The sequence below is a fragment of the Dietzia sp. NPDC055877 genome (genome assembly GCF_053615975.1).
The window spans coordinates 20,713-46,998 of the sequence record NZ_JBSHCV010000021.1; the positions used below are offsets into that span (position 1 = coordinate 20,713).

Annotated in this window: 24 protein-coding genes; 13 read left to right on the forward strand and 11 right to left on the reverse strand. The window is 70.9% G+C overall.

What is annotated here, in order from left to right; all coding sequences use genetic code 11:
* Positions 1-3: 3 nt before the first annotated feature.
* From ACWGLC_RS15835 to ACWGLC_RS15845, 3 genes are all read right to left on the reverse strand, one after another.
* Entirely contained in the window at positions 4-888 is an 885-nt protein-coding gene (locus tag ACWGLC_RS15835) for an anti-sigma factor (RefSeq protein ID WP_452100782.1), read from the reverse strand.
* The gene (gene sigK, locus ACWGLC_RS15840; RefSeq protein ID WP_452100783.1) at positions 885-1,478 is read right to left on the reverse strand and encodes an ECF RNA polymerase sigma factor SigK; all 594 of its coding nucleotides are present in this window, start codon (positions 1,476-1,478) and stop codon (positions 885-887) included. The genes ACWGLC_RS15835 and sigK overlap by 4 nt, the downstream gene beginning before the upstream one ends.
* A gap of 68 nt (positions 1,479-1,546) precedes the next feature.
* Entirely contained in the window at positions 1,547-3,166 is a 1,620-nt protein-coding gene (locus tag ACWGLC_RS15845) for a molybdopterin-dependent oxidoreductase (RefSeq protein ID WP_452100784.1), read from the reverse strand.
* A 163-nt stretch (positions 3,167-3,329) separates the two neighbouring features.
* Between ACWGLC_RS15845 and ACWGLC_RS15850 the strand changes: the two genes are divergently transcribed.
* Positions 3,330-4,004: a fasciclin domain-containing protein gene (locus ACWGLC_RS15850; RefSeq protein WP_452100785.1), complete on the forward strand. Its 675-nt coding sequence runs from the start codon at positions 3,330-3,332 to the stop codon at positions 4,002-4,004.
* A 151-nt stretch (positions 4,005-4,155) separates the two neighbouring features.
* Here the strand turns inward: ACWGLC_RS15850 and ACWGLC_RS15855 are convergent, their stop codons facing one another.
* Together ACWGLC_RS15855 and ACWGLC_RS15860 are read right to left on the reverse strand one after the other, a co-directional pair.
* Positions 4,156-5,982, reverse strand: coding sequence for an acyl-CoA dehydrogenase (locus ACWGLC_RS15855; protein WP_452100786.1), 1,827 nt, complete (start codon positions 5,980-5,982; stop codon positions 4,156-4,158).
* A gap of 65 nt (positions 5,983-6,047) precedes the next feature.
* Entirely contained in the window at positions 6,048-6,500 is a 453-nt protein-coding gene (locus tag ACWGLC_RS15860; protein WP_230929138.1) for an Lrp/AsnC family transcriptional regulator, read from the reverse strand.
* Between the two features lie 82 nt (positions 6,501-6,582).
* Between ACWGLC_RS15860 and ACWGLC_RS15865 the strand changes: the two genes are divergently transcribed.
* Entirely contained in the window at positions 6,583-7,284 is a 702-nt protein-coding gene (locus ACWGLC_RS15865; RefSeq protein ID WP_452100787.1) for a LysE family translocator, read from the forward strand.
* Between the two features lie 54 nt (positions 7,285-7,338).
* On the opposite strand, the gene ACWGLC_RS15870 is transcribed toward ACWGLC_RS15865, so the two are convergent.
* Positions 7,339-8,223, reverse strand: a complete 885-nt coding sequence (locus tag ACWGLC_RS15870) for an SDR family NAD(P)-dependent oxidoreductase (RefSeq protein ID WP_452100788.1) — start codon at positions 8,221-8,223, stop codon at positions 7,339-7,341.
* A gap of 178 nt (positions 8,224-8,401) precedes the next feature.
* Positions 8,402-10,321: a penicillin-binding transpeptidase domain-containing protein gene (locus ACWGLC_RS15875; RefSeq protein ID WP_452100789.1), complete on the reverse strand. Its 1,920-nt coding sequence runs from the start codon at positions 10,319-10,321 to the stop codon at positions 8,402-8,404.
* A gap of 138 nt (positions 10,322-10,459) precedes the next feature.
* Between ACWGLC_RS15875 and ACWGLC_RS15880 the strand changes: the two genes are divergently transcribed.
* From ACWGLC_RS15880 to ACWGLC_RS15895, 4 genes are read left to right on the forward strand one after another with little or no spacing between them, the layout of a single operon-like run.
* A complete protein-coding gene (locus ACWGLC_RS15880; protein WP_452100790.1) occupies positions 10,460-11,482 on the forward strand; it encodes a dioxygenase family protein in 1,023 nt (340 codons plus the stop codon).
* A gap of 32 nt (positions 11,483-11,514) precedes the next feature.
* Positions 11,515-12,234: a response regulator transcription factor gene (locus ACWGLC_RS15885; RefSeq protein ID WP_452100791.1), complete on the forward strand. Its 720-nt coding sequence runs from the start codon at positions 11,515-11,517 to the stop codon at positions 12,232-12,234.
* Entirely contained in the window at positions 12,231-13,718 is a 1,488-nt protein-coding gene (locus ACWGLC_RS15890; protein ID WP_452100792.1) for a sensor histidine kinase, read from the forward strand. The genes ACWGLC_RS15885 and ACWGLC_RS15890 overlap by 4 nt, the downstream gene beginning before the upstream one ends.
* Before the next feature lie 60 nt (positions 13,719-13,778).
* Complete coding sequence (locus ACWGLC_RS15895; RefSeq protein ID WP_452100793.1) at positions 13,779-14,342, forward strand: DUF4112 domain-containing protein; 564 nt, start codon at positions 13,779-13,781, stop codon at positions 14,340-14,342.
* A 10-nt stretch (positions 14,343-14,352) separates the two neighbouring features.
* Here the strand turns inward: ACWGLC_RS15895 and ACWGLC_RS15900 are convergent, their stop codons facing one another.
* Positions 14,353-15,408, reverse strand: a complete 1,056-nt coding sequence (locus ACWGLC_RS15900; RefSeq protein ID WP_452100804.1) for a CNNM domain-containing protein — start codon at positions 15,406-15,408, stop codon at positions 14,353-14,355.
* 47 nt (positions 15,409-15,455) lie between these two features.
* Positions 15,456-16,814, reverse strand: a complete 1,359-nt coding sequence (locus tag ACWGLC_RS15905) for a hemolysin family protein (protein ID WP_452100794.1) — start codon at positions 16,812-16,814, stop codon at positions 15,456-15,458.
* 226 nt (positions 16,815-17,040) lie between these two features.
* On the opposite strand from ACWGLC_RS15905, the gene ACWGLC_RS15910 reads away from it, so the two are divergent.
* Positions 17,041-18,516, forward strand: coding sequence for a peptide MFS transporter (locus tag ACWGLC_RS15910; protein WP_452100795.1), 1,476 nt, complete (start codon positions 17,041-17,043; stop codon positions 18,514-18,516).
* A 91-nt stretch (positions 18,517-18,607) separates the two neighbouring features.
* Here ACWGLC_RS15910 and ACWGLC_RS15915 read toward each other — a convergent pair whose 3' ends face one another.
* Positions 18,608-19,867 carry an Ig-like domain-containing protein gene (locus ACWGLC_RS15915; RefSeq protein ID WP_452100796.1) on the reverse strand — a complete coding sequence of 420 codons (1,260 nt, stop codon included), beginning with the start codon at positions 19,865-19,867 and terminating at the stop codon, positions 18,608-18,610.
* Between the two features lie 219 nt (positions 19,868-20,086).
* Between ACWGLC_RS15915 and ACWGLC_RS15920 the strand changes: the two genes are divergently transcribed.
* The 5 genes from ACWGLC_RS15920 to ACWGLC_RS15940 all read left to right on the forward strand — a co-directional run bounded on the left by ACWGLC_RS15920 (position 20,087) and on the right by ACWGLC_RS15940 (position 24,253).
* Positions 20,087-20,749, forward strand: a complete 663-nt coding sequence (locus ACWGLC_RS15920) for an SDR family oxidoreductase (protein WP_452100797.1) — start codon at positions 20,087-20,089, stop codon at positions 20,747-20,749.
* Between the two features lie 139 nt (positions 20,750-20,888).
* Complete coding sequence (locus tag ACWGLC_RS15925) at positions 20,889-21,878, forward strand: ATP-binding cassette domain-containing protein (protein WP_452100798.1); 990 nt, start codon at positions 20,889-20,891, stop codon at positions 21,876-21,878.
* A gap of 38 nt (positions 21,879-21,916) precedes the next feature.
* Positions 21,917-22,672: an ABC transporter permease gene (locus ACWGLC_RS15930; protein ID WP_230929124.1), complete on the forward strand. Its 756-nt coding sequence runs from the start codon at positions 21,917-21,919 to the stop codon at positions 22,670-22,672.
* A 102-nt stretch (positions 22,673-22,774) separates the two neighbouring features.
* Complete coding sequence (locus tag ACWGLC_RS15935; RefSeq protein ID WP_452100799.1) at positions 22,775-23,212, forward strand: hypothetical protein; 438 nt, start codon at positions 22,775-22,777, stop codon at positions 23,210-23,212.
* A 69-nt stretch (positions 23,213-23,281) separates the two neighbouring features.
* Entirely contained in the window at positions 23,282-24,253 is a 972-nt protein-coding gene (locus ACWGLC_RS15940) for an NADPH:quinone oxidoreductase family protein (RefSeq protein WP_452100800.1), read from the forward strand.
* A 222-nt stretch (positions 24,254-24,475) separates the two neighbouring features.
* On the opposite strand, the gene ACWGLC_RS15945 is transcribed toward ACWGLC_RS15940, so the two are convergent.
* Complete coding sequence (locus ACWGLC_RS15945; protein ID WP_452100801.1) at positions 24,476-25,636, reverse strand: pyridoxal phosphate-dependent aminotransferase; 1,161 nt, start codon at positions 25,634-25,636, stop codon at positions 24,476-24,478.
* 61 nt (positions 25,637-25,697) lie between these two features.
* On the opposite strand from ACWGLC_RS15945, the gene ACWGLC_RS15950 reads away from it, so the two are divergent.
* Positions 25,698-26,162: a Rieske (2Fe-2S) protein gene (locus tag ACWGLC_RS15950; protein ID WP_452100802.1), complete on the forward strand. Its 465-nt coding sequence runs from the start codon at positions 25,698-25,700 to the stop codon at positions 26,160-26,162.
* The last annotated feature ends 124 nt before the right edge of the window (positions 26,163-26,286 follow it).

Here is a 26,286-nt window from a genome sequence, read left to right on the forward strand (position 1 = left end):
TACTCAGTCGAGGTTGAGCGCGAGCAGGACCTCGCCCGTCGGGGCCGGTGAGCCGCCGGCGGGCTCCTCGGTGAGACCGATCTGCTCGGAGCCGCTGATGCCCTCGATCTGCGCGGCGGGCGACGGGCCCACCTCGCCCGACTCCATGGTCCCGGCGGGGATCGGATCGTGGTCGCCCATGAGCCACAGCTGGTAGGCGCGTCCTTCGGCGGGATCGGGCAGACCGGTCATCGAGATGACGGCCATATCCGCCGACCGCGACGCCAACACGGTGGCCAGCCCGGCGCCGCCGACCTGGCCGCGGGTGATCTCCAGGTCGTCGGAGGCCAGCAGCATCGTCACGTCTTCCGGCATGGCCCCGGACGGCGGCGCGGCCACGGGCAGGTTGTCCTCACGGGAAGAGCCGTCAGTGATCCGCCCGATGCCCACACCGGCCGCGACCAGCAGGATCGCGGCCGCCGCGGCGCCGATGACGGTCCACATGCGGGGACGGCGACGCGCCCGCATCGCACTCAGGTCAGTCACAGAGCCGCCGCCGCCCGGGCGGTCGCCGGAAACAGGGTCGCCGGTGGTGTCGTCGTCGTCATCGTCTCGGGGCCCACCAACGCGGTCCCGCCGCGCCCGGGCGGCCACCTCGTCGAGGACGCGGGCCCGCAGCGCGGGAGGGGGAGCGGTGTCGAGGCCGGCGACGGCGACCATATCCGCGGCGACCTCCTGCGTGGACGCGATGTGCGCGAACATCGACGCGCGCTGATCCTCCGGCGCGCTGACCAGCGCTTCCTCGACGGCTTCGGCCTCGCGCGGGGGCAGGGCGTCCAGGGCATACAGGTCGAGATCGGCGGGGTCGATGCCGCCCGCGGTCTCGGGATGATCGTGATGGCTTCTCACGCCAACGCACCTCCCAGGCAGCCCTTCAGCCGGCGCAGCCCGTCGCGGATGCGGGACTTGACCGTGGGCAGGGCCGCGCCGAGCCGGTCGGCGACCTCGCGGTATGTCAACCCGGTGAAGTAGGCCATCTCGATGGACTCGCGCTGGGTGTCGGTCAGGGTCTCCAGGCATCCGCGCACGCGCGCGGCGTCCTCGTCACGGCCGATCCGCTCGGTGACCTGCTCGGCGACGTCGTCAGACGCGGCGGACCCGGACGCGGCCATGGCGGCGGCGTCGACCTCGTCGCGGCGCGTCGCGGAACTCTCCGCCCGCACGCGATCCACCGCGCGGCGATGGGTGATGGTCAACACCCACGACTGCACCGATCCGAGCGACGGCCGGTAGTCGACGGCCTGCTTCCACACCTGGAGAAACACTTCCTGCACGGTCTCCTCGGCGTATCCCGGATCGCGCAGGACGCGCAGCGCGAGGCCGTACGCGCGGGGCGCGAGGAGGTCGTAGAAGCGGGCGAACGCGTCGAGATCGCCGCCGGCGGCGAGCTCCAGCAGGCGCCCCGGGTCGGCCATCGACGGGGCGGTGGGCTCGGGCACGAGCGTCAGTCTAGTGCGGGGGGCGGCGCGCTGTACCGGCGCGGGCCGCGGCGTGTCGAGGACGGCCATCACGCCGTCACCCGGAAGGTGCGGTTGTGCCAGCCGGTGGCGCCGTCGGGGACGGTGGGGCGGCGCTGCTCGGTCTGGACCTCGCCGCGGCCGTCGGTGGCCCGGACGTGCAGCGTGTGCAGGCCGGGTTCGGCGTCCCAGTCGAACGACCACATGCGCCAGGTGTCGAGAGAGTAGGCCGGCGACAGGCGGGCGTCGGTCCAGGGTCCGTCGTCGACCTGCACCTCGACCCGGTCGATACCGCGGCGCTGCGCCCAGGCCGTTCCGGCGACGACGACGAGGCCGGCCTCGAGCTCCGCCAGCGGGGCCGGTCGGTCGATCCGGCTGGCGGTCCGTATCGGGCCGCGCTCGCCCCAGCCGCGGTCGGTCCAGTAGGCACTCGCCTGGTCGAACCGCGTGACCTCCCAGTCGATCACCCACTTGGTGGCGGAGACGTAGCCGTACAGGCCCGGGACGACCTGGCGGACGGGGTAACCGTGTTCCAGCGGCAGGGGCTGGCCGTTCATACCGACAGCCAGTAGGGCGTCGCGGCCGTCGGTGAGCGCCTCGAGCGGGGTACCGGCGGTCCAGCCGTCGACGGAGGTGGAGAGCAGCATGTCCGCGCCGGGCAGGGGGCCCGCCTCGGCGAGCAGGTCGGCGATCGGGAAGCCGGTCCAGGCCGCGGTGCCCACCAGGCCGCCGCCGACCTCGTTCGACACGCAGGTCAGCGTGACGATCCGCTCCTGCGCCTCGCGGGCGGTCAGGCCGTCCCAGTCGAGTTCGATCTCGCGCTCGACCATCCCGTGGATCCGCAGCCGCCAGTCGCGGGCGGTGATCGCAGGGACGCGCAGCGCGGTGTCGATGCGGTAGAACTCGTCGTTTCCGGTGAGGAACGGGGTCACGCCGGGGGCGTCAGGCACGATGCCGTCCGGGACGGCGGGGGCCGCCTGGCGCGGTAGGACGCGGGGCAGGCGTAAGCCGGTGCGTTCGGCCACGACGTCGGCGGCCCGCCGCCCCAGCGCGACACCGGTGGCGCCGGCCGCGGCGATGACGGCGACGGCGGAACCGGCCAGGATGAGGAAGCGGCGGCGGTCGGGGCCGGCCGTGGCTGATGGCGCGGTCTCGGCCGGCGACGCTGCTCCAGCTGTTTCGCGGCCCCGGTACAGCGCCCCCACCAACAGGCGCAGGGTCACCACACCGACGGTCGCGCCGAGCAGGGTCGGCAGGGCCCAGAGCGGACTGCCGTTGGGGCGCAGGGCCGCTGCGAGCGCCCCGACCACGCCGAGGACGGCGATCACGGCCGACCCGATCGGTCGCCGGGGCCGCTCGAGCAGACCCGCCACGATGCCGATGAGCAGGAGGATGACGGACAGCCCGATCAGGAGTGCGGGTTTGTCGGCGGTGCCGAGTTTGTCGATGGTCATCTCGCGTACCGCGGCGGGCGCGCGGTCCACCACGGAGTCGGCCACCGCGAGGAAGGGTGAGGCCGCAGTGTCGAAGGCCGCGGCGATCGCGTGTCCGAGCGACAGCGCGACCCCCACCGCGAGGACGCCCGACAGGGCGCGCGCCGCTGCTACGGGCCGGCGACCCCGGCGGGGGCCCTGCCCGGACCCCGTTGTGTGAGCCTCTGCTGTGTTCATGTGAGGAGTTCGGAGCGGAGCCGCCGACGGACCGGTTCGGAAAAAAGATTCGCGCCGCACCCATCCGCTACGTCTGCAGTGCCGAACCACCGGTGACCCAGCACACGGAGCCCACCGCAGATCACCTACTGGCGATCAGGGCTCGACCGAAAGGATCATCACCATGGGCACCACGATCTCCCGGCGCATCGCCTCCGTCGCCGCCGCCGCTGCTGTGGGCGGGCTCGTCCTGGCCGGCTGCTCCACCGACGACGGCTCGAGCGACGCCGAGGGCACCACCTCGGCCATGACCACCTCGTCCGCGATGGCCTCTTCCTCCGAGACCTCCGCCATGGAGGCCGAGCCCGCCTCGCTCGTGGGTCCCGGCTGCGCTGATTACGCCGAGGCCAACCCGGACGGGCCCGGCTCGGTCGAGGGCATGGCCATGGAGCCGGTCGCCACCGCGGCCTCCAACAACCCGATGCTCACCATGCTGACGCAGGCCGTCTCGGGCGGTGTGAACCCGGAGGTCGACCTGGTCGACACCCTCAACAGCGGCGAGTACACGGTCTTCGCGCCGGTCGATGACGCGTTCGCGCAGATCGACGAGGCGACCATGGAGCAGCTGAAGACCAACCCGGAGATGCTCACCGACATCCTCACCTACCACGTGGTCGAGGGCGAGATGACCCCCGATGAGGTCGTCGGCATGCAGACCACCCTCAACGGCGCCGACGTGGACGTCACGGGCTCGGGCGACGAGCTCATGGTCAACGGCGCGAACGTCATCTGTGGCGGCGTCGAGACCGCCAACGCGACCGTCTACCTCATCGACGAGGTGATGGTCCCCGAGATGTGACCTGACCCGTTGCGGGGACCCTGAATCCCCGTCGTCCGCAGCCCCGGAGCCCGGGCCGACCACCTCGAGTCGGTCCGGGCTTCGCGGCGTCCGCCCTCGGAACGAGGCTGGTACAGGTCGCCGTCCAGACCCCAGCCGCCCCCGGCGCAGTTCAGAACCAGTCGTCGCGCATGTCGAGCGTGGTGCGGTCGCCGGAGGCGAGAAGGTCGAGCTTGGCGTCGACGATCGGCAGCTCGCGGCGCAGGAAGTAGCGGGCGGCCTGGAGCTTGCCGGCGGCGAACGCGTCGGATCCCTCGGCGGCCTCGTCCACCCGCGAGCCCAGCGCGAGCAGCTGCTCGAGCCACATCCACGCGATCACGATGTGCCCCGTCGCCTCGAGGTACTCGGTGGCATCGGCCAGGAACGCCTCCGGATCGCTCGCGCCCACCTCGGCCAACGCGGTGGTCACCTCGATGAGGCGGGTGACGCGGGGCCGCAGCAGCGCGGCCAGCTCGGCGAGCTCGGTGCCGGGCCCGTCCGCGGCGGCCCGGTCGCACGTCTCGGTGATCCGCTCGGTCAGTGCGGCCAGCCCGGCACCGCCCCCGGCGAGTACCTTGCGGCCCAGCAGATCCTGGCCCTGGATGCCGTGGGTGCCCTCGTGGATGGGGTTCAGGCGGTTGTCCCGGTAGTGCTGCTCCACGTCGTAGTCGATCGTGTAGCCGGCCCCGCCGAGCACCTGGATCGCCAGCTCATTGGCCTTCAGACACCACTGCGACGGCCACGACTTGGCGATCGGCGTGAGGACGTCCAGAACGGTCTTCGCGGCCGCCGCCTCCTCCGGGGAGCCGGACTTCTCGTCGTCGACAAGCCTCGCGCAATACAGGCCCAATGCCAGCGCGCCCTCCACATACGACTTCTGGGCGAGCAACATCCGCCGCACGTCCGCGTGCCCGGTGAGCATGACCTGCGGCGACGCCGGGTCCGCGCCGGCCGACCGGCCCTGGGGCCGGCCGCGCGCGTAGTCCAGCGACTTGAGGTAGCCGGTGTAGCCCAGCGCGGTGGCGCCCAGCCCCACGCCGAGGCGGGCCTCGTTCATCATCGTGAACATCTTCTTGAGCCCGGTGTTCTCCTCGCCCACGACGTAGCCGACCGCGCCCGCCTGACCGCCGGGCGTGTGCAGGCCCTGGCCCAGGGTGGGGGCGGTGTTGACGGTGCCACGAAAGCCCATCTTGTGGTTGAGGCCGGTGACGACAACGTCGTTGCGCTCGCCCAGCGAGCCGTCCTCGTTGACCAGGAACTTCGGGACCACGAACAGGCTGATCCCCCGCGTGCCGGCCGGGGACCCGGGGACCTTCGCCAGCACGAGGTGGACGATGTTCTCGGCCATCTGGTGCTCGCCGCCGGAGATCCACATCTTCTGGCCGAACAGGCGGTAGGTGCCGTCGGGCTGCGGCTCGGCGCGCGTGGTGATGTCCGCCAGGTTGGAACCGGCCTGCGGCTCGGACAGGCACATGGTGCCGGTGAAGCGGCCCTCGATCATCGGCCGGACGTAGCGCTCGATCTGCTCCTCGCTGCCGTGCGTGAGCAGCAGGTTGGCGTTCCCGGTCGTGAGCAGGGGATAGCCGGCCGTGCCGATGTTGGCCGCGTAGAACCAGGCCATGCACGCGAGGTACGCGGTATACGGCAGCTGCATGCCGCCCACCTCGGCGTCCATGGCGGCGCCCACGAGGTCGGCGTCGGCGAACCGGCGCAGCGCCTCGCCGATCTCGGGGATGAGCTCGACGTCCTCGCCGACGAGCCTGGGCTCGGTGAGGTCGGAGGCCCGGTTGTGCGGCGCGAAGTACTTCTCGGCGAGCTCGGCCGACAGGTCCAGCACCGCGTCGATCGTCTCCCGCGAGTGGTCCGCGTACCGCTCGCGGTCGGTCAGCTCGGAGACCCGCAGCCAGTCGTGGAGGAGGAAGTCGAGGTCGGCGCGGGACATCAGGTTCGAGGGGCTCATGTCCTGCAGAATACGTGGGGCGGGCGTCGGCGCAGGCGCACCCGCTGATGCTCTCCGGGGCCCGATCAGAGCGGCACGCCGCGGTCCTCGACGACCGTGCGCATCACCAGCGTCGAGCGCAGGTTCCCGACGCCGGGCAGCCCGGCCAGGTGCTCGTCGTAGAGCTTCTGGAACGCGGCGAGGTCGGCCACGAGGATCCGCAGCAGGTAGTCGGGCTCGCCGAACAGCCGCTGCGCCGAGACGACGTCCGGCAGCTCCGCCACCCCCGCCTCGAACGCCGTGAGCGTGGCCTTCTCGCCCGAGCGCATGGTCACAAAGACGAGGGCCTCGAAGTCGAGCCCTACCGCCGACGGGTCGATCACCGCGCGGTATCCGGTGATCGCGCCGGAGGTCTCCAGCGCGCGGAGCCTCCGGTGCGACGACGACACGCTCAGCCGCACCCGGTCAGCGATCTCGGCGAGCGTGAGCCGACCCCGCTCCTGGAGTGCCAGGAGAATATTTCGGTCAATGCGGTCCATGCGGGACATTCTCCCGCAGAACGGATTGTTCGGCGAGTAACTCGGGAGCACTTTTCGCAGGAACACTCATAGCATTTCAGTCATGCCACTCACCTCTGTCGCCGCGTTCTGGGCGGTGTCCATGCTGTTCGTGCTGACGCCCGGAGCGGACTGGGCGTACGCGATCTCCTCCGGCCTGCGGAACCGCTCCGTGGTGCCCGCGATCAGCGGGATGCTGTCCGGGCACCTGGCGGCGACCATCGTGGTGGCCGCCGGTCTGGGCCTCCTGCTCACCGGGGACCCGATGATCCTGGGTGTGCTCACGGTGGTCGGCGCGCTCTACATCGGTTGGCTGGGCATCGGGATGCTGCGTGAGCCGGGCCGGAGCGAGTTGGGCGGCGGTGCTCTCGATCGCGCGCTCGACCCCGGCGCGCCGGGCATGGTCGGAGCCGCCGGCACTCACGCGGGCCCAGCCCCCGCGGTCGGCGCCGTCTCCAGCGGCGGGCAGTTCGCGCGCGGCGTGGGCGTGAGTCTGCTCAATCCCAAGGTGATCCTGCTGCTCGGGGCGCTGTTGCCGCCGTTCGCCGCCCCGGACGCGGCCCTGCCGATGCCGGCCCAGATGATGGTCCTGGGCTCGGTGCATCTGGCCGGCTGCGCGGTGGTCTACTTCGCCGTCGGGCTGCTGGCCGCCCGGTACCTGAGCGGGCGGCCGTCCGCGGCGGCGACCGTGACCCGGCTGTCCGGCGTGGCGCTCACGGTCGTGGCCGCGGTGCTGCTGGTGCGCCAGGCGGCCGGCTGGATGTGACGGCGGGGGCCGGGCGTGCGGGCGCGAGCGCTCCGCGAGCGGCCGCCGTTCGCGTCAGTTTTTGCCGGTGGCGGCCGCGAACTTGCGGCCCATGTCGAGCATCGTCTTGGCGTAGACCGCCGGGAGCAGACGCTTGCCGCGGTAGTTCTTGCGGGCATCGGGATCGGGGAGGATGAGGAACTCGCCGGCGTCGAGCGCGAGCATGACCTCGGCGGCGATCTGGTCGGCGTCGAGCTTCGCGCGGGTGATGAGTTTGGAGGCGAACCCGGCCGCGGCGGGGTCGGAGGAGTTGAGGCTCGAGGCCAGGTTGGTGCGGAAGAACGACGGGCAGATCACCGAGACGTCCACTCCGAACGGCTCGAGCTCCCAGCGCAGGCTCTCCGAGATCGCCACGACGGCCGCCTTGACCGCGGTGTAGGAGCTCATCGTGGGCGGATGCACCAGACCGGCGAGCGAGGCGGTGTTGACCACACGGCCGCGGCCCTGCTTCTTGAGCATCGGCACGAAGGTGCGGCAGCCGCGGGCCACGCCCAGGAGATTGATGTCGGTGATGAGGCGCCAGTCGTCTTCGGTGAGCATCTCGATCCGGCCACCCTGCGCGATCCCGGCGTTGTTCACCAGCACGTCGAGACCGCCCCAGATCTCATTGATCTCGTCGCGCGCGGCCTGCCACTCGTCCTCCGAGCGCACGTCAAGTCGCAGGTAGCGGGCATCCTCGGGGATGGACGCGGGCCGGGAGTCGGCGGGCGCCAGGTCGGCGATCATCACCCGGTCGCCGCGCTCGAGAAACGCTGTGGCCAGCGCGAGGCCCAGGCCCGAGGCGCCGCCGGTGATCAGCACCCGCCGGTTGGTGTCGGCAGGGGACGGGGTCGACACGAAAGGCAGTCGGGACAGGCGGCGGGCCGCGGCATCGGGGAGGGGCAGGTCGCTCAGGCGCATGAGCCGAAACTACCCGTTCCCGTCGCTCGGCCCACTGACTGCGCGCGGCTCACCCCTGCCCGACCCGGCGTCGCCGGGCAGAGAGAGAGACGCCGCTCGCCGCATCAATTTTGGGCCTCATCAGTGAGTTCTGACTCGGCGTGTCGCACGCTGATGGTGCCCAAGATCTGACCTGCGCTCAGCCGGCGGCCAGCGGGGCCGGCTGGCCGGCGGAGGTGAGGAAGTTCGCCGCCATCGACACCGCCGGCCCGGATGAGTCGGCGCCCTCGATGAGCACCGCCACCGCGATGTCGCCCGTCGAGCCCACGAACCAGCCGTGGGACGGCCCGTTGCCGACCTCCGCGGTGCCGGTCTTACCGCCGAGCCCCGGCACCGAGTTGGCGGCCGTGGCCGTGCCGGTCTGCACTGTCTGCACCATGTAGCGCCGGAGGGTGTCGACGACGTTCTGTGGCAGGGGCTCCGGCGAATCGTTGGCCACCGCCGGCATCCCGGAGATGAGCTCCGGCAGGATCATCCTGCCGTTGTTGGCCAGCGACGCGGTCATCACCGCCATGCCGAACGGGCTGGCCAGCACCTCGCCCTGCCCGATCGCCGCCTCGACCCGGCCAGGGCCGCGCTCGGTGACGGGAACAGAGCCGGTGAACCATGACGGGCTCATCCCCGGCCCGGAGAATCCGACGCCCAGGCCAAGCTGCGCGGCGGTGTTCTTCATCGCCTCCGGCTCGAGCCGGTCGCTGATCACCGCCTGGCTTGTGTTGCACGAGCGTGCGAATGCGGTCTCCAGCGGCACCTCGCCGAGCGCGAAGTCGTCGTCGTTGGGGATCGTGCGGCCCGACACGGTGATCTGCGCCGGACACGGCACGATCTCCTCCGGGCCCACCACCCCGGACTCGAGAGCGGCGCCCGTGGTGACCACCTTGAACGTGGAGCCGGGCGGGAAGCGACCCTCCAGCGAGACGGGGCCCTGCGCGTCGGCAGCGGAGTTCTGCGCCACCGCGAGGATGCCGCCGGTCGACGGTTGGATCGCGACGATCGAGGCGGCCTGGCCGGAGCCGTCCACCGCGGACTGCGCGGCCTGCTGCATCGAGATCTGCAGCGTGGAGGTCAGATCGTCCACCTGTCCCGCCGGCGCCCCGCCCAGCTCGATCGGCTCGGCATCCGGGTTGATGATGTCCGCCGACCAGCCGCCGGAGGCCCGCAGCGCCTCGAACCAGGCGTCGGGCAGACCGTTCAGCGCCGGCGAGCTCAACTCGCGGTCGGTGCGGATGAGATCTCCCCGCTCGGGCAGCGTCACCCCCGGCACGGCGGCCAGCTGCTCACGGATCGGGTCGATATCGCTCGGCCGCAGCCCCACCACCTGGTACGGCTGGTCGCCTGCCTCCGCCATTCCGTCGCGGATCGACTGCCCGGTGATCGTCGGCGCCGCACTGTTCACCAGCTGCGCCACCGCGTCCGCGCTCGCGGCGGCGTCCGGGGCGAGCGTCACGGCCGTGACCGGAGTCCACTGCATGAGCGGCGCGCCCGTGCGGTCGAGGATGTCGGTGTCGTAGTCCATCAGTTCGGCGTACTCCAGATACCCGCCCGCGACGAGACGGGAATCCAGGATCGTGGGCTCCCACTGCACCTTCCACTGGTCGTCCACCTTGACGGTGCCCGCCTGTCCTGAGGTGGTCACCGAGCGAGATCCGGCCTCGCCGCCGGTGTCCGTGGGGCCGGGGGTGGCCTCGTCGTCGTCACCCTCGGTGCCGTCGTCGTCACCGTCCCCCAGGTCCCACGTGAAATCCACGGCCACGGGGTCGCGGTCGGGGCGCCGGTCGCCGTCGGGGGTGTCGGCCGACAGCGCGGGGTAGCCCATGCCGGCGACGCTCGCGGTGAGGGCCTCCTCCGCGGCCACCGGGTCGGTGGTGAGGGCGGCCGCCCCGGCGAGGTCGCCGCGCTCGAGGACGGAGAGGAACTCCTGCAGCTCGTCCGCGCCGGTGTCGCCGGTCAGCGCCGCGCAGCCGGAACCCGCCATGACGACGGCGAGGGCGGCAGCCGCGAGGCCGGCGGCGGGGCGGGTCCGGTGACGTGTGTGCGGACGGCGGGTCGAGATCGTCATCACTCCACGAAACCAGAATCTGTCCGCCACCGCTGCCGGGATCGCGGCCGCGGGCGTCCAGCAACTTCACAGGAGACCTCCAGTCGGCGTACGGGAAGCGGCTCTACCGTCAGGTCATCGCCGAAGAGAAGGACTGTGATGACAACCCACGACGACCACCCCGACCAGCATGAACACGACCTGGGCCTGCGCCACGACATGGCCGTCCTGTCGCGACGCAGCGCCCTGAGGGGACTGTTCGGCGCGGCCGGACTGGCGACGCTCGGGTTGGCGGGCTGCGCTGCCACGGACACCGGCTCGACCGGGACGACCGCGGCCGCGGGGAGTGCGGCGGCGACCACCGACGCCGCGACCGACGCCGCCGACTGCGTTGCCGCCGCCCCCGGCGAGACCGCCGGACCCTACCCGGGCGACGGGTCCAACGGCCCCAACGTCCTGGTCGAATCCGGGGTCCACCGCAGCGACATCACCACGAGTTTCGGCACCATGAGCGGCACCGCCGAGGGGGTGCCCATGACCTTGACCATGAACCTGCAGGACCTCACGCAGTCGTGCGCGCCCGGCGCCGGCATGGCCGTCTACCTGTGGCAGTGCGACCGGGAGGGCAGATACTCCCTCTACAGCGACGGTGTGACGGACCAGAACTACCTGCGCGGGGTCCAGACGGCCGACGCCGAGGGGCGCGTGACGTTCACCTCGATCGTCCCGGGTTGCTACGCGGGACGTTGGCCGCATCTGCACTTTGAGGTGTACGACACGCTCGCCGCGGCGGTGGCCGGGGAGAACGCCCGGCTGACCTCGCAGATCGCGCTGCCGCAGGACATGTCCGAGGCCGTGTACGCGGCGGACCCCGGGTATTCGGCCTCGGTCGCCAATCTCTCGCGGGTGAGCCCGGAGACCGACGGCATCTTCAGCGACAGCTGGGATGCGCAGCTGCCCACCGTCACCGGCGACCCGCGGGCCGGGTACTCGCTCACCATCACGATAGGCGTGGCGTCGGCGGAGGAGAACGCGGCGAGCGGTGGCGCAGGCGGGCCCGGCGGTGGACCGGGCGGGCCCGGCGGTGGACCGGGCGGGGGCGGGCCGATAGGTGCTCCGCCTGAGGGGATGGCCCCGCCCGAGGGCATGAGCCCGCCCGGCGGCCAGCGCACACCGGCCTGATCAGCCGAGAGGATTCGGGCACACTCATGACCATGACCGCAGCCACGGACGCCCAGGGCGCCGCCGTCCGCGTGCTCGTCTGCGACGACGAGCCCGGAATCGTCGAGTTGCTCCAGGTCAGTCTGACGTTCCAGGGATTCGAGGTGGCCACCGCCGACACGGGCACGAAGGCGATCGACGTCGCCCGCACGTTCCGCCCCGACGTGGTGGTGCTCGACGTGATGATGCCGGGGATGGACGGATTCGACGCCCTGGCCCGGCTCCGCGCGGACGGCTCCACGGCCCCCGTGCTCTTCCTCACGGCCAAGGACGAGGTCGCCGACCGCGTACGGGGGTTGACGATCGGCGGCGACGACTACGTGACCAAACCGTTCAGCCTCGAGGAGGTGATCGCCCGGATCCGCGTGCTCGCGCGCCGGGGCGCGGCCCCCCGCGACGAGCCTGCTGCCGATCACCGGATCGCCTTCGCGGACATCGAACTCCACGACGATTCCCACGAGGTGTTCAAGGCCGGTGAGGCGGTCGCGCTCTCGCCCACGGAGTTCGCGCTGCTGCGCTACTTCATGGTCAACGCGGGCGTCGTGCTGTCCAAGGTCAAAATTCTCGACCACGTGTGGGACTACGACTTCGGAGGGGACGCCAACGTCGTCGAGTCCTACGTGAGCTACCTGCGCCGCAAGGTCGACACCGGCCCGGTCAAGTACCTCCACACCCTGCGCGGGGTCGGATACGTGATGCGCGAGCCCCGATGACGCGGGGCCAGTTCGAGCGCATCCCGCTGCGGGTCGTCCTCGTGGTGACGATGGTCCTGCTGGTGCTGGCGGGCCTCGTGGCATCGGGCGCGGCGGTGGCGGTGACCATGCGCGCGCAGCTGATCGACCGCGTCGACGCGCAGTTGATGGACGCGGCGGGCGGATGGGCGCACCGCCCGCCGGGCGCTCCCGGCGTGCTGCCCGGCCAGGCCGCTGGCCCGGGCTCCGACACCGACACCGGCACCGGCGCCAGCCCCGCACCCGGCACCAGCTCCGGCCCGCCGTCCCGGGGCGCGCCGCCGAGCCGCTTCTATGTGGAGGAGCGGTCCGCGTCCGGCTCGGTGGTGCTGTCCGTCGACGAGACGGGCGAGAGCCCCGAGGTCCCGGCGAGCCCCGCCACCGGCACGCCGACCACGGTCACCGGTACCGGCGACGGGGACTGGCGGGTGGTGGTCCTGCCGTCGTCGGAGGGGACCACGATCGTCGGACTGCCCATGGACCGCGAGGTCGACCAGACCGTCGCGCTCCTCATCACGGTCTCCGCCGTGGTGGGGGCCGCGGTCCTGCTCGTCGTGGGGGCGGCGGGGTGGTCGCTGGTCACCCGCGCGCTCCGGCCGCTGGACGAGGTCCGCTCGGCGGCCGGCCAGATCGCTGCCGGGGATCTCCAGCGGCGTCTGCCGCCCCGGCCCCGTGGCACCGAGGTCGGTGATCTCACGGCCAGTCTCGACGAGATGGTCGACTCGCTGCGCGGGGCCCTGGCCGCGAGCGGCGAGTCGGAGGCGGCGGCGCGCGCGGCGGAGTCGATCGCGCGCGCCTCGGAGGAACGCACCCGACGGTTCGCCGCCGACGCGAGCCACGAGCTGCGCACGCCGCTCACCTCGATCCGCGGGTTCGCGGAACTGCACCGGATGGGCGCCCTCCCGGACTCGGATGCCGCCCTGACGAAGATCGAGGCCGAATCACTCCGGATGTCACGGATCGTCGAGGACCTGCTGACCCTCGCGCACCTCGATGCCGAGCGGCCGCTCGACCGCGCGCCCGTCGACGTGGCCGGGCTCGTCTCCGATGTGGTTGATGCCGCCGGCGCCACCGACCCGTCGCGGGAGGTCGACCTGCAGGTCACGGGGGTTCCCGTGGTCACCGGTGATGCGGGCCGACTCCACCAGGTGGTGACCAACCTCGTCGTCAACGCCCTGCGTCACACCCCGCCCGAGGCCCGCGTGTGGGTGACCGTCGCCCACGAGCGGAGCGAGGCGGTGATCACGGTCCGCGACGACGGCCCCGGGATGGCGCCCGAGGACGCCGCGCGGGCGTTCGAACGCTTCCACCGGGCCGACGACTCGCGCACACGCACGCGGGGCGGCGGCAGCGGGCTCGGACTGAGCATCGTCGACGAGCTGGTCCGCGCGCACGGCGGCACCGTCGAGCTCGACACCGCCCCCGGCGCCGGCGTCGTCGTCACCGTCCGGCTCCCCGCGGACTGAGGCGGGTCCGGTGGCGCATCGCGGTGGCGCGTCACGTCGCGGCCCGTACTCTCGGCCGATATGACCGGCGCCCGCCCCGACCGCACGCCCGCCGCGACCCCCGTCGCGCCGGCCCACGGCACGCCGACCCCGGGCACGCCCGCCGCACCGGTCCCCGTCGACCGCACCGGCGGGTCGCCCCTGACCGCCGGCCTGGCGCGCGTGCTCGACGACCTCGTCCGCATCCCCGGCACCCGCTACCGCGTGGGGGTCGACCCGGTGATCGGGTTCGTGCCCGGCGTCGGCGACGCGGTGGGCACGGTGGTGGCGGCGGTCGTGATGGTCGAGGCCGTGCGCAACCGGGTGCCGGTCCGCATCCTGTTCCGCATCGGCTGGAACTACCTGGTCGACGCGGTGTTGGGCACGGTCCCGTTCGTCGGCGACGTGGCCGATGTCGCGCACAAGGCCACCTCCAAGAACCTGCGCCTGGTCAACCAGACGATCGCCGACGGTCGGACGATAGACACCACCGCCCGCGGCTATCTGCTGCGGGCGGTGGGTGCGGTGGGGCTGATGCTGCTGGTGTTGATCGGCATGGCCGGGCTGGCGCTGTGGGGCCTGCTGAAGTTGATCGGGCTGTTCTGAGCTCCCGCGCCTAGCCGGAGGTCGCCGGGAGGAGGCGGCGGACCACGTCGTCGAGTGTGACGACGCCACGCACCTCCGAGACGTGGGTGCCCGGGTAATCGCCGGACTGTTCGACGACGACGAGATGCGCCCGCGAATCACGCATCCGCCGGAAGGCCTCCGCGACGGACAGATCGAACTCGAGGGACAGGCACGGCCGCATGAGTTCACGGGCGGTGGCGGCCCCGGTGACATCGATCGAGTCCCGCGCGTGCACCACGCCGACAGCGGTGTCGTTCTCCAGCACCAGCAGGCGGAGGTGGCCCGTGCGGCGGGCGGTCTCCCGGATCTCCTCGGGGCTCGCGTCGACGGAGACCGACGACATCTCGGACTCCGTGGCCGGGGTGTCGGCATCGCGCTCGCCGAGCAGGTCCCCCATGGTCAGCTCCTGGAGTTCGAGGGCGCTGAGCAGCTGGCGCTGGCGGGACTCGTCGAGCGTCCCGGCCTCACCGGAGTGGCGCACCAGCTCGCGCAGCGAATCGGCGTCCTGCCCGGACGAGACCTCGTCCTTCGCGTCCACCCCGAGCTTGTGCAGGATCGCGTTGGCGGTGTTGTTGAGCAGGAGCAGCAGCGGGCGGGTGAGCCAGAGGAACCCGCGCATCGGCAGCGCCAGCAGGGTGGCCGAGTACTCCGGGTGCGCGATGGACCACGACTTGGGCGCCATCTCGCCCACGACCAGGTGCAGGAACGTGACGATGATCAGCGCGAGGATGAACGCGATGACGTCCGCCGTCCAGAGGGGCAGGCCCCAGCCGGAGAACACCGGCGTGAGCCAGTGGTGCACGGCCGGCTTGGTGATCGAACCCAGGGCCAGCGCACACAGGGTGATGCCGAGCTGTGCGCCCGCCAGCAGCAGGGTCAGCTCGGAGGCGTTCCGCAGTGCGGCGCGCGCGGCGATGCTGGTGGCGGCCGCGTCCTCGAGACGGTGTCGGCGCGCGGAGATCAGCGAGAACTCCACGGCCACGAAGAACGCCGAGGCCACGATCAGCAGTGCGGTCGCGGCCAGAACGACCAGCGGGTTGTTCATGGCCCCCGACGGTGCGTCGGCGGCGAGCAGGGTGACGGTCACGGTGTTCATCCGGTGACCTCCTCGACCGCCACGTACAGCTCGGAGGGCACTCGACGCTCGATCTGCCGCACCTCGGTGTGCAGGATCCGCGAGCGCGACAACTCCTCGAACACGTCAGTGTCGGGCAGGTCCACGTCCACGCGGTCACCGATCGCGGGCAGGTCGCCGGAGGTCTCGATCACGAGGCCACCCAGGGTCTCGGCGTCAGTGTCGGGAAGTGTGATGTCGAGCAGGCGTTCCACCTCGTCGAGGTGCGTGTCGCCGCTGACCAGCCAGCCGTCCCCCTCGCCGACGGGGATGCCCGCCGCGGCCTGGGGGTCGTGCTCGTCGACGATCTCGCCAACGATCTCCTCGGCCATGTCCTCCATGGTGACGACCCCGGCGAAGCCGCCGTACTCGTCCACCACGACGGCCATCTCCGAGCCCGCGTCACCGAGCCGGTTCGCGACCTCCGGAAGCGGCAGGGAGGTGGGCACGACGATCGGCGCCCGCATCAGCTCGGACACCTGGATCAGGGTCGTGTCCTTGTCGTCGGAGACGATGAGCAGGTCGTGCAGGTCGACGACACCGATCACGTCGTCCGAATCCTCGCCGACCACCGGGTAACGGGTGTGGCCCTTCGCCATCTTCGACAGCACGTCGCAGACGGTGTCCTCCCCGCGCACCACGTCGGTGCGCGAGCGCGGGACCATCGCGTGCTCGGCGGGCTGGCCGGGGAAGTCGAGCATGCGGTCGAGCAGCCGGCTGAGCTCGGGGGAGAGCTCGCCGGCCTCGCCGGACTCGGCGACGATGTGCTCGAGGTCGCGGGCGGTGGCCGAGTGCTCCTTGTCATGGACCGGCTCGATGCCGGCCAGCCTGAGCAGGGCCTCGGAGGCCTTGTCGAACAGGCCGATGAGCCAGCCGAAGACGGCCAGGTAGATCGAGGTGGACCGCGCCAGCCAGCGGGAGACCGGCTCCGGCTTGGCGATCGCCAGGTTCTTGGGCACCAGCTCGCCGAAGATCATCTGGACCACGGTCGAGAACAGCAGTGCCAGCACGGTACCCACCACCACGCCGACGGCCTGCGGCACGGAGGCGAGGCCGAGGAGCTCGCCGAGGGCCCGCCCGATGAGGGGCTCGGCCACATAACCCACGACCAGGGTGGTGACGGTGATGCCGAGCTGGGCGCCCGACAGCATGAACGAGGTGCGTCGGGTGACGCCGAGGACGCGTTCGGCGACAGGGTCGCCCTTCTCGACGGCGGCGCCCATGCGGGAGCGGTCTACCGCCATGAACGCGAATTCCTGGGCTACGAAGTAGCCCGTCAGCGCGGTGATCGCCAGGACCACGACGACGCCGATAAGTAGTGAGAGCGCGATGCTCATCCGGTGTGCCCCCTTCCGTGAAGGGGGCGGATAGATCGGGCCGGGGTGTCGGCTCGGGTCACTGGAGGTGCTCCTGCGCGTTCTGCTCGGGGTGCCCCGAGTGGGTGTACTCGGGCTGAGTAACCGATTGTCCCGCTCGCCGGTGGGAATGTCGACTCCCACCCCGTCGGGCGTGGTGAATAGCACGGTTTGTCACATGCCGCTGTCAGGAGTATCACTATCTGACATGACAACTCGGAATCCCGAGGTGGCTCTCGCCGATTCGGACCGCAGGTTCTTCGGCCATCCACTCGGTCTGGCCAACCTCTCAGGCATCGAGCTGTGGGAGCGCTTCAGCTTCTACGGCATGCAGGGCCTGTTGGCGTACTACATCTACTACGCGGTCGGCGAGGGCGGTCTGGGCTTCTCCGAGCAGATCGCCACCTCCATCGTCGGTGCGTACGGCGGTCTCGTCTACGCCTCCGCGATCCTCGGCGGCTGGGTCTCCGACCGGCTCTTCGGCGCGGAACGCACCCTCTTCGGTTCGGCCGTGTTGATCATGCTGGGGCACATGTCCCTGGCATTGATCCCCGATGCCATCGGACTCGGCATCGGTCTGGTGTTCGTCGGCGTCGGCGCCGGCACGCTCAAGGCCACCACCTCGACCGTCGTCGGCGACATGTACCGCCGGACCGACGACCGCCGGGACGCCGCGTTCTCGATTTACTACATGGCCGTCAACATCGGTGGCCTGCTCGGCCCGCTGGTCACCGGCGCGCTGTGGAACACCCACGGGTTCCACTGGGGCTTCGGTGCGGCCGCGGTCGGTATGGCGATCGGACTGATCCAGTACGTCGCCATGCGTGGCTCCACCCTCAAGGGCATCGGTGTGGAGGTCCCGGATCCGCTGCCCCGCGCGCTGCGTGTCCGTTACCTGGGTGTCGGCCTTGTCGTCGTCGTCCTCATCGTGGCGGCCATCGCCACCGGCCTCGTCCCGCTCGAGTGGCTGGCCAACATCGTCACCGCGATCGCCGCGGTCGGCGCCGTGGTCCTGTTCGCGATCCTCATCGGCAGCTCCAAGACGCAGGCCGACGAGCGTCGCCGCGTGATCTCGTTTATCCCGATGTTCCTCGCCTCGGTGATGTTCTGGGCGCTGTTCCAGCAGCAGTTCACCGTGATCGCCATCTACTCGGACCAGCGGCTGGACCGCAACATCGGCGGCTGGGAGTTTCCCGCCAGCTGGGTGCAGTCCATCAACCCGCTGTTCATCATCATCTTCGCGGCCGTCTTCGCCGCGATGTGGGTCAAGCTCGGCAAGCGCCAGCCGTCCACGCCGATGAAGTTCGCGCTGGCCAACCTCATCATGGGTGCGGCCTACCTGGTGTTCCTGTTCTTCGTGGGCAGCACCGCCACACCGTTGCTGGCGATCGTCGGCATCCTGTTCCTGTTCACGATGGCCGAGCTGCTGCTCTCGCCGGTCGGGCAGTCGCTGGCGACCAAGCTCGCCCCGGAGGCGTTCAAGACGCAGATGGTGGCGCTGTTCTTCCTCACCGTGTCCATCGGCAGCGCGCTGTCCGGTGTGTTGGCGGGCTACTACGATCCCAGCGACGCCGGCGCCGAGCGCTTCTACTTCCTCACCCTGGGGATCGCCTCGATCGTGGTGGCCGTGGTGATCGCGCTGCTGGCGCCGTGGATCAAAAAGAACATGATGGGCGTCCGCTGATCGGCTGAGCCCGACCGGGCCCGGCGGCCGATCCGCCGGGCCGAAGTGAGGCTGTGCCGTTCGGCGTGAAGCTGAGCGGATGCCCGGCCACTCAGTCGGCGGAGCCGGTCTGCCAGACGTCCCACGGCACGGACCAGTCGCCGTTCTTCCACTGCTCGAGATCCGGACCCTGCGTGCCACGGATCTCCACCACGTCGCCGGTGGTGGCCTGGTCGAAGTACCACTCGGCATCGGCCGACGACAGGTTGAGGCAGCCGTGCGAGGTGTTGGTGTTGCCCTGCGCCCACACGGTCGCGGGCATGGCGTGGAAGTAGATACCGTTGTTGGAGATGCGCACGCCGTGCGCGACGGTGGTGCGGTAGCCCGCCGACAGCGGGAGACCGTAGGTGGTGGAGTCCATGAGCACCGAGCTGGCCTTGTCGAGCACCGTGTAGGTGCCGGGCTGGGTCCAGAAATGCATGGTCACGTCGCCGTAGGTGGCCCAGCCGCCCTTGCCCATCGACGTGGGCATGGTCTTGATCAGCTCCTGGTCGTGGTATACCGAGACCGTCTTGGTGGCGTCGTCGGCAATAGTGACCCGGCGCTCACCGATCGTGAAGTCCACCGCGGCGTTGTCGGCGCCCCACTGGCCCCCGCCGAGGTTGCGACCCTCCAGATCGAGGTCCACCTGGACCTTTGTGCCGGTGGCGTAGTAGTCCTTCGGGCGCCAGTGCGCGGTCGAGTCGTCAAGCCAGAACCAGTTGCCCTCGACCTCGGGAGTGGTGCTGACGCGCATGTACTTCTCGGCCTCGCCGCGATTCGAGACGGGCTGGTCGAACACCGCGGCCACGACGATGCCCACGCCGTACTCGCGCCCCGACTCCAGCGGGGCGCCGCCGGTCGTGACGAGGTCGACACCCACGGTCGACTGCGGGTTGGCCATGGTGAACGACCGCGTGTCCTTCTTGGGCCCGCCGGTGTCGCCGGTGTAGGTGATCTCAAGGGTGTAGGTGCGCCCGTAGCCCAGCGGGATGTCGGGAGCCCACTCGGTGCCGTCGGGCGAGATGGTGCCGTCGATCTCGAGGCCGGCGTCGTTGGTGAGGACGGCCTCGGTGATGGTGCCGTCCGCCACCGCTGCGGACACGCCGTCCCGGATCGAGACGTCTGTCGCGCCGTCCGCGGGGGTCACCGTGAGCTCGGCCGGCCGGGGCGCCTGCGAGGTGTCGGACGGGGTGGTCTCGCCCGCGGAGCCGGTGGGCACGGGGACCGTGCACCCGGAGATGGCGAGGATCAGGGCGGCCAGCCCGGCGAGGAGGGCGAGCGGAACCAGGGTCCCCGGGCGTGTGGGACTTCCTGACCGGGAGAGGGACATGCGTAACTCCGAATGCGACTGCGCGAGATCGGCCGGTGAGTACCGGCTTACGTTCCACATGATGCCTGCCGGGTACGACACGGGACGAGCTGGAAACGGGCCCGACGGCGTGTCGTTGCGCAGTTGTGACCGGAGGGAGTGAGAAGCGCTCACATAGTGTGACGTGAGTCTCTTTCATCTGCTGGTCGCGCCCGCGATCGGGCGGGTAGAACAGAGGCCATGGGTATCGAGCTTCCAGTGACCATCGTCGGCGGCCACGGCAAGGTGGCCCTGCGCGCCGCCCGGATCTTGTCGGAGGCGGGAGCCGAGGTGTATTCGGTGATCCGCAACCCCGATCACGCCGAGGACGTGCGTGCGACCGGCGCCACCCCGGTGGTGGCGGACGTCGAGAAGCTCGACGACGACGAGTTTCGTGAAGTCCTGCGCGGCAGCGGCTCGGTGGTCTGGTCCGCCGGCGCCGGCGGCGGCAACCCGGAGCGGACGTACGCGGTGGATCGCGACGCCGCCATCCGCTCGATGGACGCCTGCGTGGCCGAGGGGGTCGAGCGCTACGTGATGGTGTCCTACGACGGGGCGGGCCCCGACCACGGGGTGCCCGAGGACAGTTCCTTCTTCCCGTATGCCGAGGCCAAGGCGGCGGCGGACGCGCACCTGCGTGAGACGGATCTGAAGTGGACGATCCTCGGCCCGGGCGCGCTGACCGACGAGCCCGGCGGCGAGTCGATCGGCGTGGGGGACGACAAGAGCGAGGACCGCAAGACCAGCAGGGACGTCGTGGCGGACGTGATCGCGGCGGTGCTGCGCAGGCCGGACACCATCGGGCGGACGATCGACTTCTCCGACGGTGACACCCCGATCGGAGAGGCCCTCACCAGGGAGTGAGCCCGTGCCCGTGCCCGTGCCCGGGTCCGTGCTCACGGCGGCCGCCGGACCACGGTGCGCGTGAACGTATAGACCAGCGCGCCGCGGGGCTCTACTGTTTTCGTGGCCAGTAGCGCACACACGTGGGGAGCCGTCCGAGATGATCCGTGCCCGTGGACTCCGACAGACCTTCCACAGTCGCAGGGGTCGCGAGAAGGTGGAGGTGCACGCCGTCGCCGGGGTGGACATCGACGTCGCGGACGGCGAGGTCGTCGGGTTCCTCGGCCCGAACGGTGCGGGTAAGACCACCACCCTGCGCATGCTCACGACTCTGCTGCGGCCGACCGCCGGGGAGGCGACCGTCGCCGGGTATGACGTGGTGACCCAGTCAGCCGAGGTTCGCAGGCGGATCGGGTACGTCTCCCAGGTCGGCTCGACCGGTTCCGAGCCCCGCGCCGGCGAGGAGGTCGTGGACCACGCCATGCTCTACGGCTTGAGCCGGGCCGACGCGACGGTCCAGGCCCGGAAGCTGTTCGAGGAGCTCGAGCTGGACGGGCTGTGGGACCGGAAGTGCTCGAAGATGTCCGGCGGGCAGCGCAGACGGCTGGATGTGGTGATGGGCCTGGTGCACTCGCCGTCGCTGGTGTTCCTCGACGAGCCCACCACCGGACTGGATCCACAGGCGCGTGCCAATCTCTGGCAACACATCCGCGGGCTGCGGGAGCGCCGCGGCGCGACCGTCTTCCTCACCACCCATTATCTGGACGAGGCGGATGCGCTGAGCGACCGGATCGTGATCATCGACCACGGGGAGATCGTGGCCGAGGACACCGCCGAGAACCTCAAGCGCCAGGTCTCCGGAGACCTCGTGGAGGTGGAGGTGGCGGACCCCGCCCGCGCCGCCGACGCGGCGGGGGTGCTCGACCGCGCCGTGCGGAACCGCGCTAATGTCTCCGGTCGGGCGGTGAACGACGTCGTCGTCGCCTCCACCCGACTGACCGCGCGCATCGACCGCGCGGCGCTGGCGCTGCCCGACATCGTGCGCGAGATGGACTCCGCCGGCATCGCGCTGGTGTCCGTTGACGTCACCCGCCCCACGCTCGACGACGTGTTCCTCGACCTCACCGGCCGCTCGCTCCGCGACAGCTGACCGACAGGCCCCGTTCTCCGCCCGCCCAGGAGCCCCCAGTGTCCTTCTTCCGCGAATCGACCATCATTTTCCGTCGACAGCTGCGCATGAACCTGCGTAACCCGGCGTGGGTGCTCATCGGGATCATGCAGCCGGTTCTGTACCTCCTGCTGTTCGCGCCGCTGCTCACCCCGCTCACCGAGCAGTTCGGCGCCACCAACGCCTACACGTTCTTCGTCCCCGGCCTGCTGGTCCAGCTGGGGATCTTCGGCGCCCTGTTCGCCGGCTTCGGGCTCATCGCCGAGTGGCGTGAGGGCGTGGTCGAGGCCGAACGCGTGACGCCGGCCAGTCGCACCGCGCTGCTGTTCGGCCGGGTCATGCGCGACATCCTGCAGCTGCTCGTGCAGGCACTGATCCTGGTGGGGCTGGGCTATGCCATGGGGATGGAGGCGCCGATCCGGGGCGTCGTCCTGGGCATCGGGCTCACCGTGCTCACCGGCGCGGCCGGCGCCGCCGCCTCCAATGCGCTCGCGCTGACCTCCAAGAGCGAGCAGGTCATGGCGCCGCTGACCAACATGCTCATGATGCCCATCATGTTGCTGTCCGGGATCCTCCTGCCCATGACGCTCGGACCGGCCTGGCTCCAGCGGGTCTCGGACCTCATCCCCTTCCGCTACATCGTCGACACGGCGCGGTCCGCCTTCGCCGGGACCTTCGTCGCCTCCACGATGCTGTGGGGGATCGGGTGGGCCCTGGTGCTGTTCGCGGCAGCCATCTGGTGGGGCACCCGCGTGTTCCGGCGGGAGAACGCCTGACGCCGGGTTCGCCGCCTGACGTCCCTCTCGCCGCCGCCTCGCGCGGTCCCGGCGGGCCGAGGCACGGTTTCCGTACGTCGCCGCCGGGGTTATCCTCCACGGGTGAAGATCCTGGTGGGCGGCTCGTGGACCACGGTGGTCTGCGCCCTCCTCACCGCCCTGTGGAGCGTCCCGCAGTTCCTGGTCTCGGGAACGGTGACGCTCAGCACCCACCCCTTGTTCCCGGTGCTATTTTTGTTCCCGGCCCAGATCGGTGTGCCGGTGAGTCTGCTCATCGCAATGAACTCTGTGCTGTTGGTCGGCCGCCGACGCCTCACCACTCTTCCGCGCGCACTCATGGGCGGCGGCCAGATCCTCACCGTGGCACTGCTGATCATCTGTGCACTGCTGTTGCTGATGCCCACGGCGTTCGGGCGGGAGTTCATCGTGATGGCGTTGGCGTTCCAGGTCGGTCAGGTGGTCGTGGCGTCGGGCCTGGTGATGTACCTGTGGCAGCGGCGGACGAGCACGCGTCGGCGCGCTGCAGAACAGGCGCGGTGAACGCGGTCCGCTGACCGGGGGCGCCCCGACTCCCTGACATGTGTCCAGGCGACTGACACTATGGACCGCATGCGTGCCATCCACATCTCCAGCCATGACGGACCCGCCGCCCTCGAGGTGGTCGACATCCCCGAACCCGACGCGGGGGAGGGGCAGGTCGTCATCGACGTCCACGCCTCGGGCGTGACCTTCCCGGAGGTCCTGCAGACCCGCGGCAAGTACCAGATGTCGCCGCCGCTGCCGTTCGTGCCGGGCTCGGAGATCGCGGGCGTGGTCCGTTCGGCGCCCGAGGGCTCGGGCCTGTCCGCCGGCGACCGCGTGTGCGCCTTCCCCGGACTCGGCGGCTTCGCCGAGGTGGTCGCCACCGACCCGTCGCAGGTGTTCCCGCTGCCTGACAGCCTCAGCTTCACGCAGGGCGCGTCGGTGCCGATGAACGTGCTGACCGTGCATTTCGCGCTCGCCCACCGCGGCCGACTGCAGGCCGGGGAGACGGTGCTCGTGCACGGGGCTGGTGGCGGGATCGGGATCGCCGCCACCCAGTTCGCCACCGCGATGGGTGCGCGCGTGATCGCCGTGGCCTCCACCGAGGAGAAGCGGGACCTGGCGCTGCAGGCCGGCGCGTCGGAGGCCATTGCGCCCGAGGGCTTCAAGGACGCGGTGAAGGAGCTCACCGGCGGGAAGGGCGTCGACGTCGTCGTCGACCCCGTGGGCGGTGACAGGTTCACCGACTCGATCCGCGCCCTCGGGCAGGAGGGCCGGATCCTCGTCATCGGGTTCACCGGCGGCGACATCCCCACCGTCAAGGTCAACCGCCTGCTGCTCGGCAACAAGAGCGCCGTGGGCGTGGGTTGGGGCGAGTACTGGATGAGTAACCCCGGCTACCTGCAGAAGCAGTGGGCCGAGGTGCAGCCGCTGCTGGCCGCTGGCAAGCTCGACCCACTCGTCGGAATGGAATTCCCGCTGGAGAAGGCCACCGACGCGCTCGAGCTCATGGACGGCCGCGGCGCCGTCGGCAAGATCGTCCTCACCCACGGTCGCTGAGGCGGGCGCGCGACCGCTTCACCGCGCTGACCTGGGGTGCCCTGCTCGGGCCGGGCAGGGCGCCCCAGGTCAGAGGGGGGAATCCCGGTGGCCGGTTCCCCACGCGTGCCGACCGCGTCAGCCCTGAACTCCAACGAATATGAAACGTTGGAGTTCAGTTGGAGTTCACGTGTCACCCCAGGTCAGGTGGCCTCGTGAACTCTAACCCGCGCGCCGACCGCGTCAGCGCTTGAGCGCCTGCAGCCGGCGGCCGGCCTCGTCGAGCACCTCGGGCCGCTTGCAGAACGCGAACCGCACCAGGTGCGACCACTCGCCGGCGAAACGGTCGGTGAACGGCGCGAACGGCACCGCCGCCACCCCGATCCGTCCTGGTAGATCGAGGCACCAGGCCGCCGCGTCGGTCACCCCGAGCGGGCGGGGATCGGCGGTCAGGAAGTAGGTGCCCTGCCCGACGACGAGATCGAACCCGACGCCCGAGAGGACGTCCACGAGCTGATCGCGTCGTTCCTGCATGCCGTCACGCAGCGAGTCGATCCACTGCTGCTCGTGCCGGAGTGCGTGGGCGACCCCCAGCTGCAGCGGCGTGGCGCCGGTGAAACTCATGTACTGCTTCGCGGCGCGCACCCCCGCCACCAGGTCCGCGGGCCCGGTGACCCAACCGACCTTCCAGCCGGTGCAGTTGAGCATCTTGCCCGCGCTGGAGATGCGCAGCGTCCGCTCGGCCATCCCCGGCAGCGTCGAGATGGACACGTGCTCGATACCGTCGAAGGTGAGGTGCTCGTACACCTCGTCCGAGATCGCGATCGCGTCGAACTCGTGGCACAGGGCCGCGATCTGCTCCAGGTCCTCGCGCGGCAGGACGGCCCCGGTGGGATTGTGCGGCGTGTTCACCAGTACGGCCCGCGTCCGCGGGGAGAACGCGGCCCGCAGCGAGTCCACGTCCAGCCGAAACCGGCCGTCCTTCAGGACCATCCGGGCCGGGCGACGGGTGGCGCCGGCCATCGCGATGGTCGCCGCGTAGGAGTCGTAATACGGCTCGATCACGACCACCTCGTCGTCGGACTCCACCAGGCCCACCACCGCACCGGCGATCGCCTCGGTCGCGCCGACCGTCACCAGTACCTCGATGTCGGGGTCGCGCACCAGCCCGGTACGGGCACGCTCCAGCTCGGCGATCACCTGTCGCAACTCCGTCACGCCCGCCCCCGGCGGGTACTGGTTGTGACCCTCGCGCATCGCCCGCGCCGCCGCCTCGATCATCGACGCGGGGCCGTCAGTGTCGGGAAAGCCCTGACCGAGGTTGATCGCATCGTGCCTGGTGGCGAGCTGCGACACCTCGGCGAAGATGGTGGTGGAATGCGGGGCGAGTCTGCGGACCGTCATGGGGGCAGCCTAGGGCCGTCGCCGGAGTTCTCTACCACGCGGGGACGGATACCATGGCCTCATGACCGATTCCCCCGCCGCTACGTCCGTCACCAAGGTCGGGCCGTGCACCCAGCGCCGCACGGTCCTCATGGCACTTCCCGGGATCGTGCTCCTGCCGGGCATCGCCTCCGCGTGTGGCATGACCCCCACGCCCGAACCGGCCTCGACGGTGCAGCAGACCACGACCGTCCCCTCCACGACCATCGACGCCGCCGAGATCCCTGTCGGCACAGCCAAGCAGTTCAAGGCCGGCGACGAGAACGTGATCGTCGCGCAGCCCGCCGAGGGCGAGTTCGTGGCCTACTCCTCGCGCTGCACCCACCAGGGTGGAAACGTGCAGGTCGTCGAGGGCATGACGCTGCGGTGCCCCCTGCACGGCGCCGAGTACGACGCCACCGACGGCCGCAACACCCTCGCGCCCGCGCCGCGGCCGCTGGACGCCATTCCGGTCGCGGTGTCCGGCGACAAGCTGACGCTGGGCTGACGCGCAGCCCCACCCCCGCCGCGGCCCGCCGCCCCACGGCCCGTCGAGAAGAGTGTTTCGCACACATCGGTCGAGGCGGTCTCAGGGAGCCAGCGCAACACCGTTGATGAGTTCGTTCATCTTG

Excerpts from the sequence above, each read along its gene's own strand:
- ACWGLC_RS15850 (WP_452100785.1), top strand. The coding sequence starts at position 3,330 with ATGGGCACCACGATCTCCCGGCGCATCGCCTCCGTCGCCGCCGCCGCT.
- ACWGLC_RS15940 (WP_452100800.1), top strand. The coding sequence starts at position 23,282 with ATGCGTGCCATCCACATCTCCAGCCATGACGGACCCGCCGCCCTCGAG.
- ACWGLC_RS15860 (WP_230929138.1), bottom strand. The coding sequence starts at position 6,500 with ATGGACCGCATTGACCGAAATATTCTCCTGGCACTCCAGGAGCGGGGT.
- ACWGLC_RS15925 (WP_452100798.1), top strand. The coding sequence starts at position 20,889 with ATGATCCGTGCCCGTGGACTCCGACAGACCTTCCACAGTCGCAGGGGT.
- ACWGLC_RS15880 (WP_452100790.1), top strand. The coding sequence starts at position 10,460 with ATGACAACCCACGACGACCACCCCGACCAGCATGAACACGACCTGGGC.
- ACWGLC_RS15865 (WP_452100787.1), top strand. The coding sequence starts at position 6,583 with ATGCCACTCACCTCTGTCGCCGCGTTCTGGGCGGTGTCCATGCTGTTC.
- ACWGLC_RS15950 (WP_452100802.1), top strand. The coding sequence starts at position 25,698 with ATGACCGATTCCCCCGCCGCTACGTCCGTCACCAAGGTCGGGCCGTGC.
- ACWGLC_RS15945 (WP_452100801.1), bottom strand. The coding sequence starts at position 25,636 with ATGACGGTCCGCAGACTCGCCCCGCATTCCACCACCATCTTCGCCGAG.
- ACWGLC_RS15845 (WP_452100784.1), bottom strand. The coding sequence starts at position 3,166 with ATGAACACAGCAGAGGCTCACACAACGGGGTCCGGGCAGGGCCCCCGC.
- ACWGLC_RS15915 (WP_452100796.1), bottom strand. The coding sequence starts at position 19,867 with ATGTCCCTCTCCCGGTCAGGAAGTCCCACACGCCCGGGGACCCTGGTT.
- ACWGLC_RS15875 (WP_452100789.1), bottom strand. The coding sequence starts at position 10,321 with ATGACGATCTCGACCCGCCGTCCGCACACACGTCACCGGACCCGCCCC.
- ACWGLC_RS15900 (WP_452100804.1), bottom strand. The coding sequence starts at position 15,408 with ATGAACAACCCGCTGGTCGTTCTGGCCGCGACCGCACTGCTGATCGTG.
- ACWGLC_RS15890 (WP_452100792.1), top strand. The coding sequence starts at position 12,231 with ATGACGCGGGGCCAGTTCGAGCGCATCCCGCTGCGGGTCGTCCTCGTG.
- ACWGLC_RS15870 (WP_452100788.1), bottom strand. The coding sequence starts at position 8,223 with ATGCGCCTGAGCGACCTGCCCCTCCCCGATGCCGCGGCCCGCCGCCTG.
- ACWGLC_RS15910 (WP_452100795.1), top strand. The coding sequence starts at position 17,041 with ATGACAACTCGGAATCCCGAGGTGGCTCTCGCCGATTCGGACCGCAGG.
- ACWGLC_RS15920 (WP_452100797.1), top strand. The coding sequence starts at position 20,087 with ATGGGTATCGAGCTTCCAGTGACCATCGTCGGCGGCCACGGCAAGGTG.
- ACWGLC_RS15855 (WP_452100786.1), bottom strand. The coding sequence starts at position 5,982 with ATGAGCCCCTCGAACCTGATGTCCCGCGCCGACCTCGACTTCCTCCTC.
- ACWGLC_RS15885 (WP_452100791.1), top strand. The coding sequence starts at position 11,515 with ATGACCGCAGCCACGGACGCCCAGGGCGCCGCCGTCCGCGTGCTCGTC.
- ACWGLC_RS15895 (WP_452100793.1), top strand. The coding sequence starts at position 13,779 with ATGACCGGCGCCCGCCCCGACCGCACGCCCGCCGCGACCCCCGTCGCG.
- ACWGLC_RS15905 (WP_452100794.1), bottom strand. The coding sequence starts at position 16,814 with ATGAGCATCGCGCTCTCACTACTTATCGGCGTCGTCGTGGTCCTGGCG.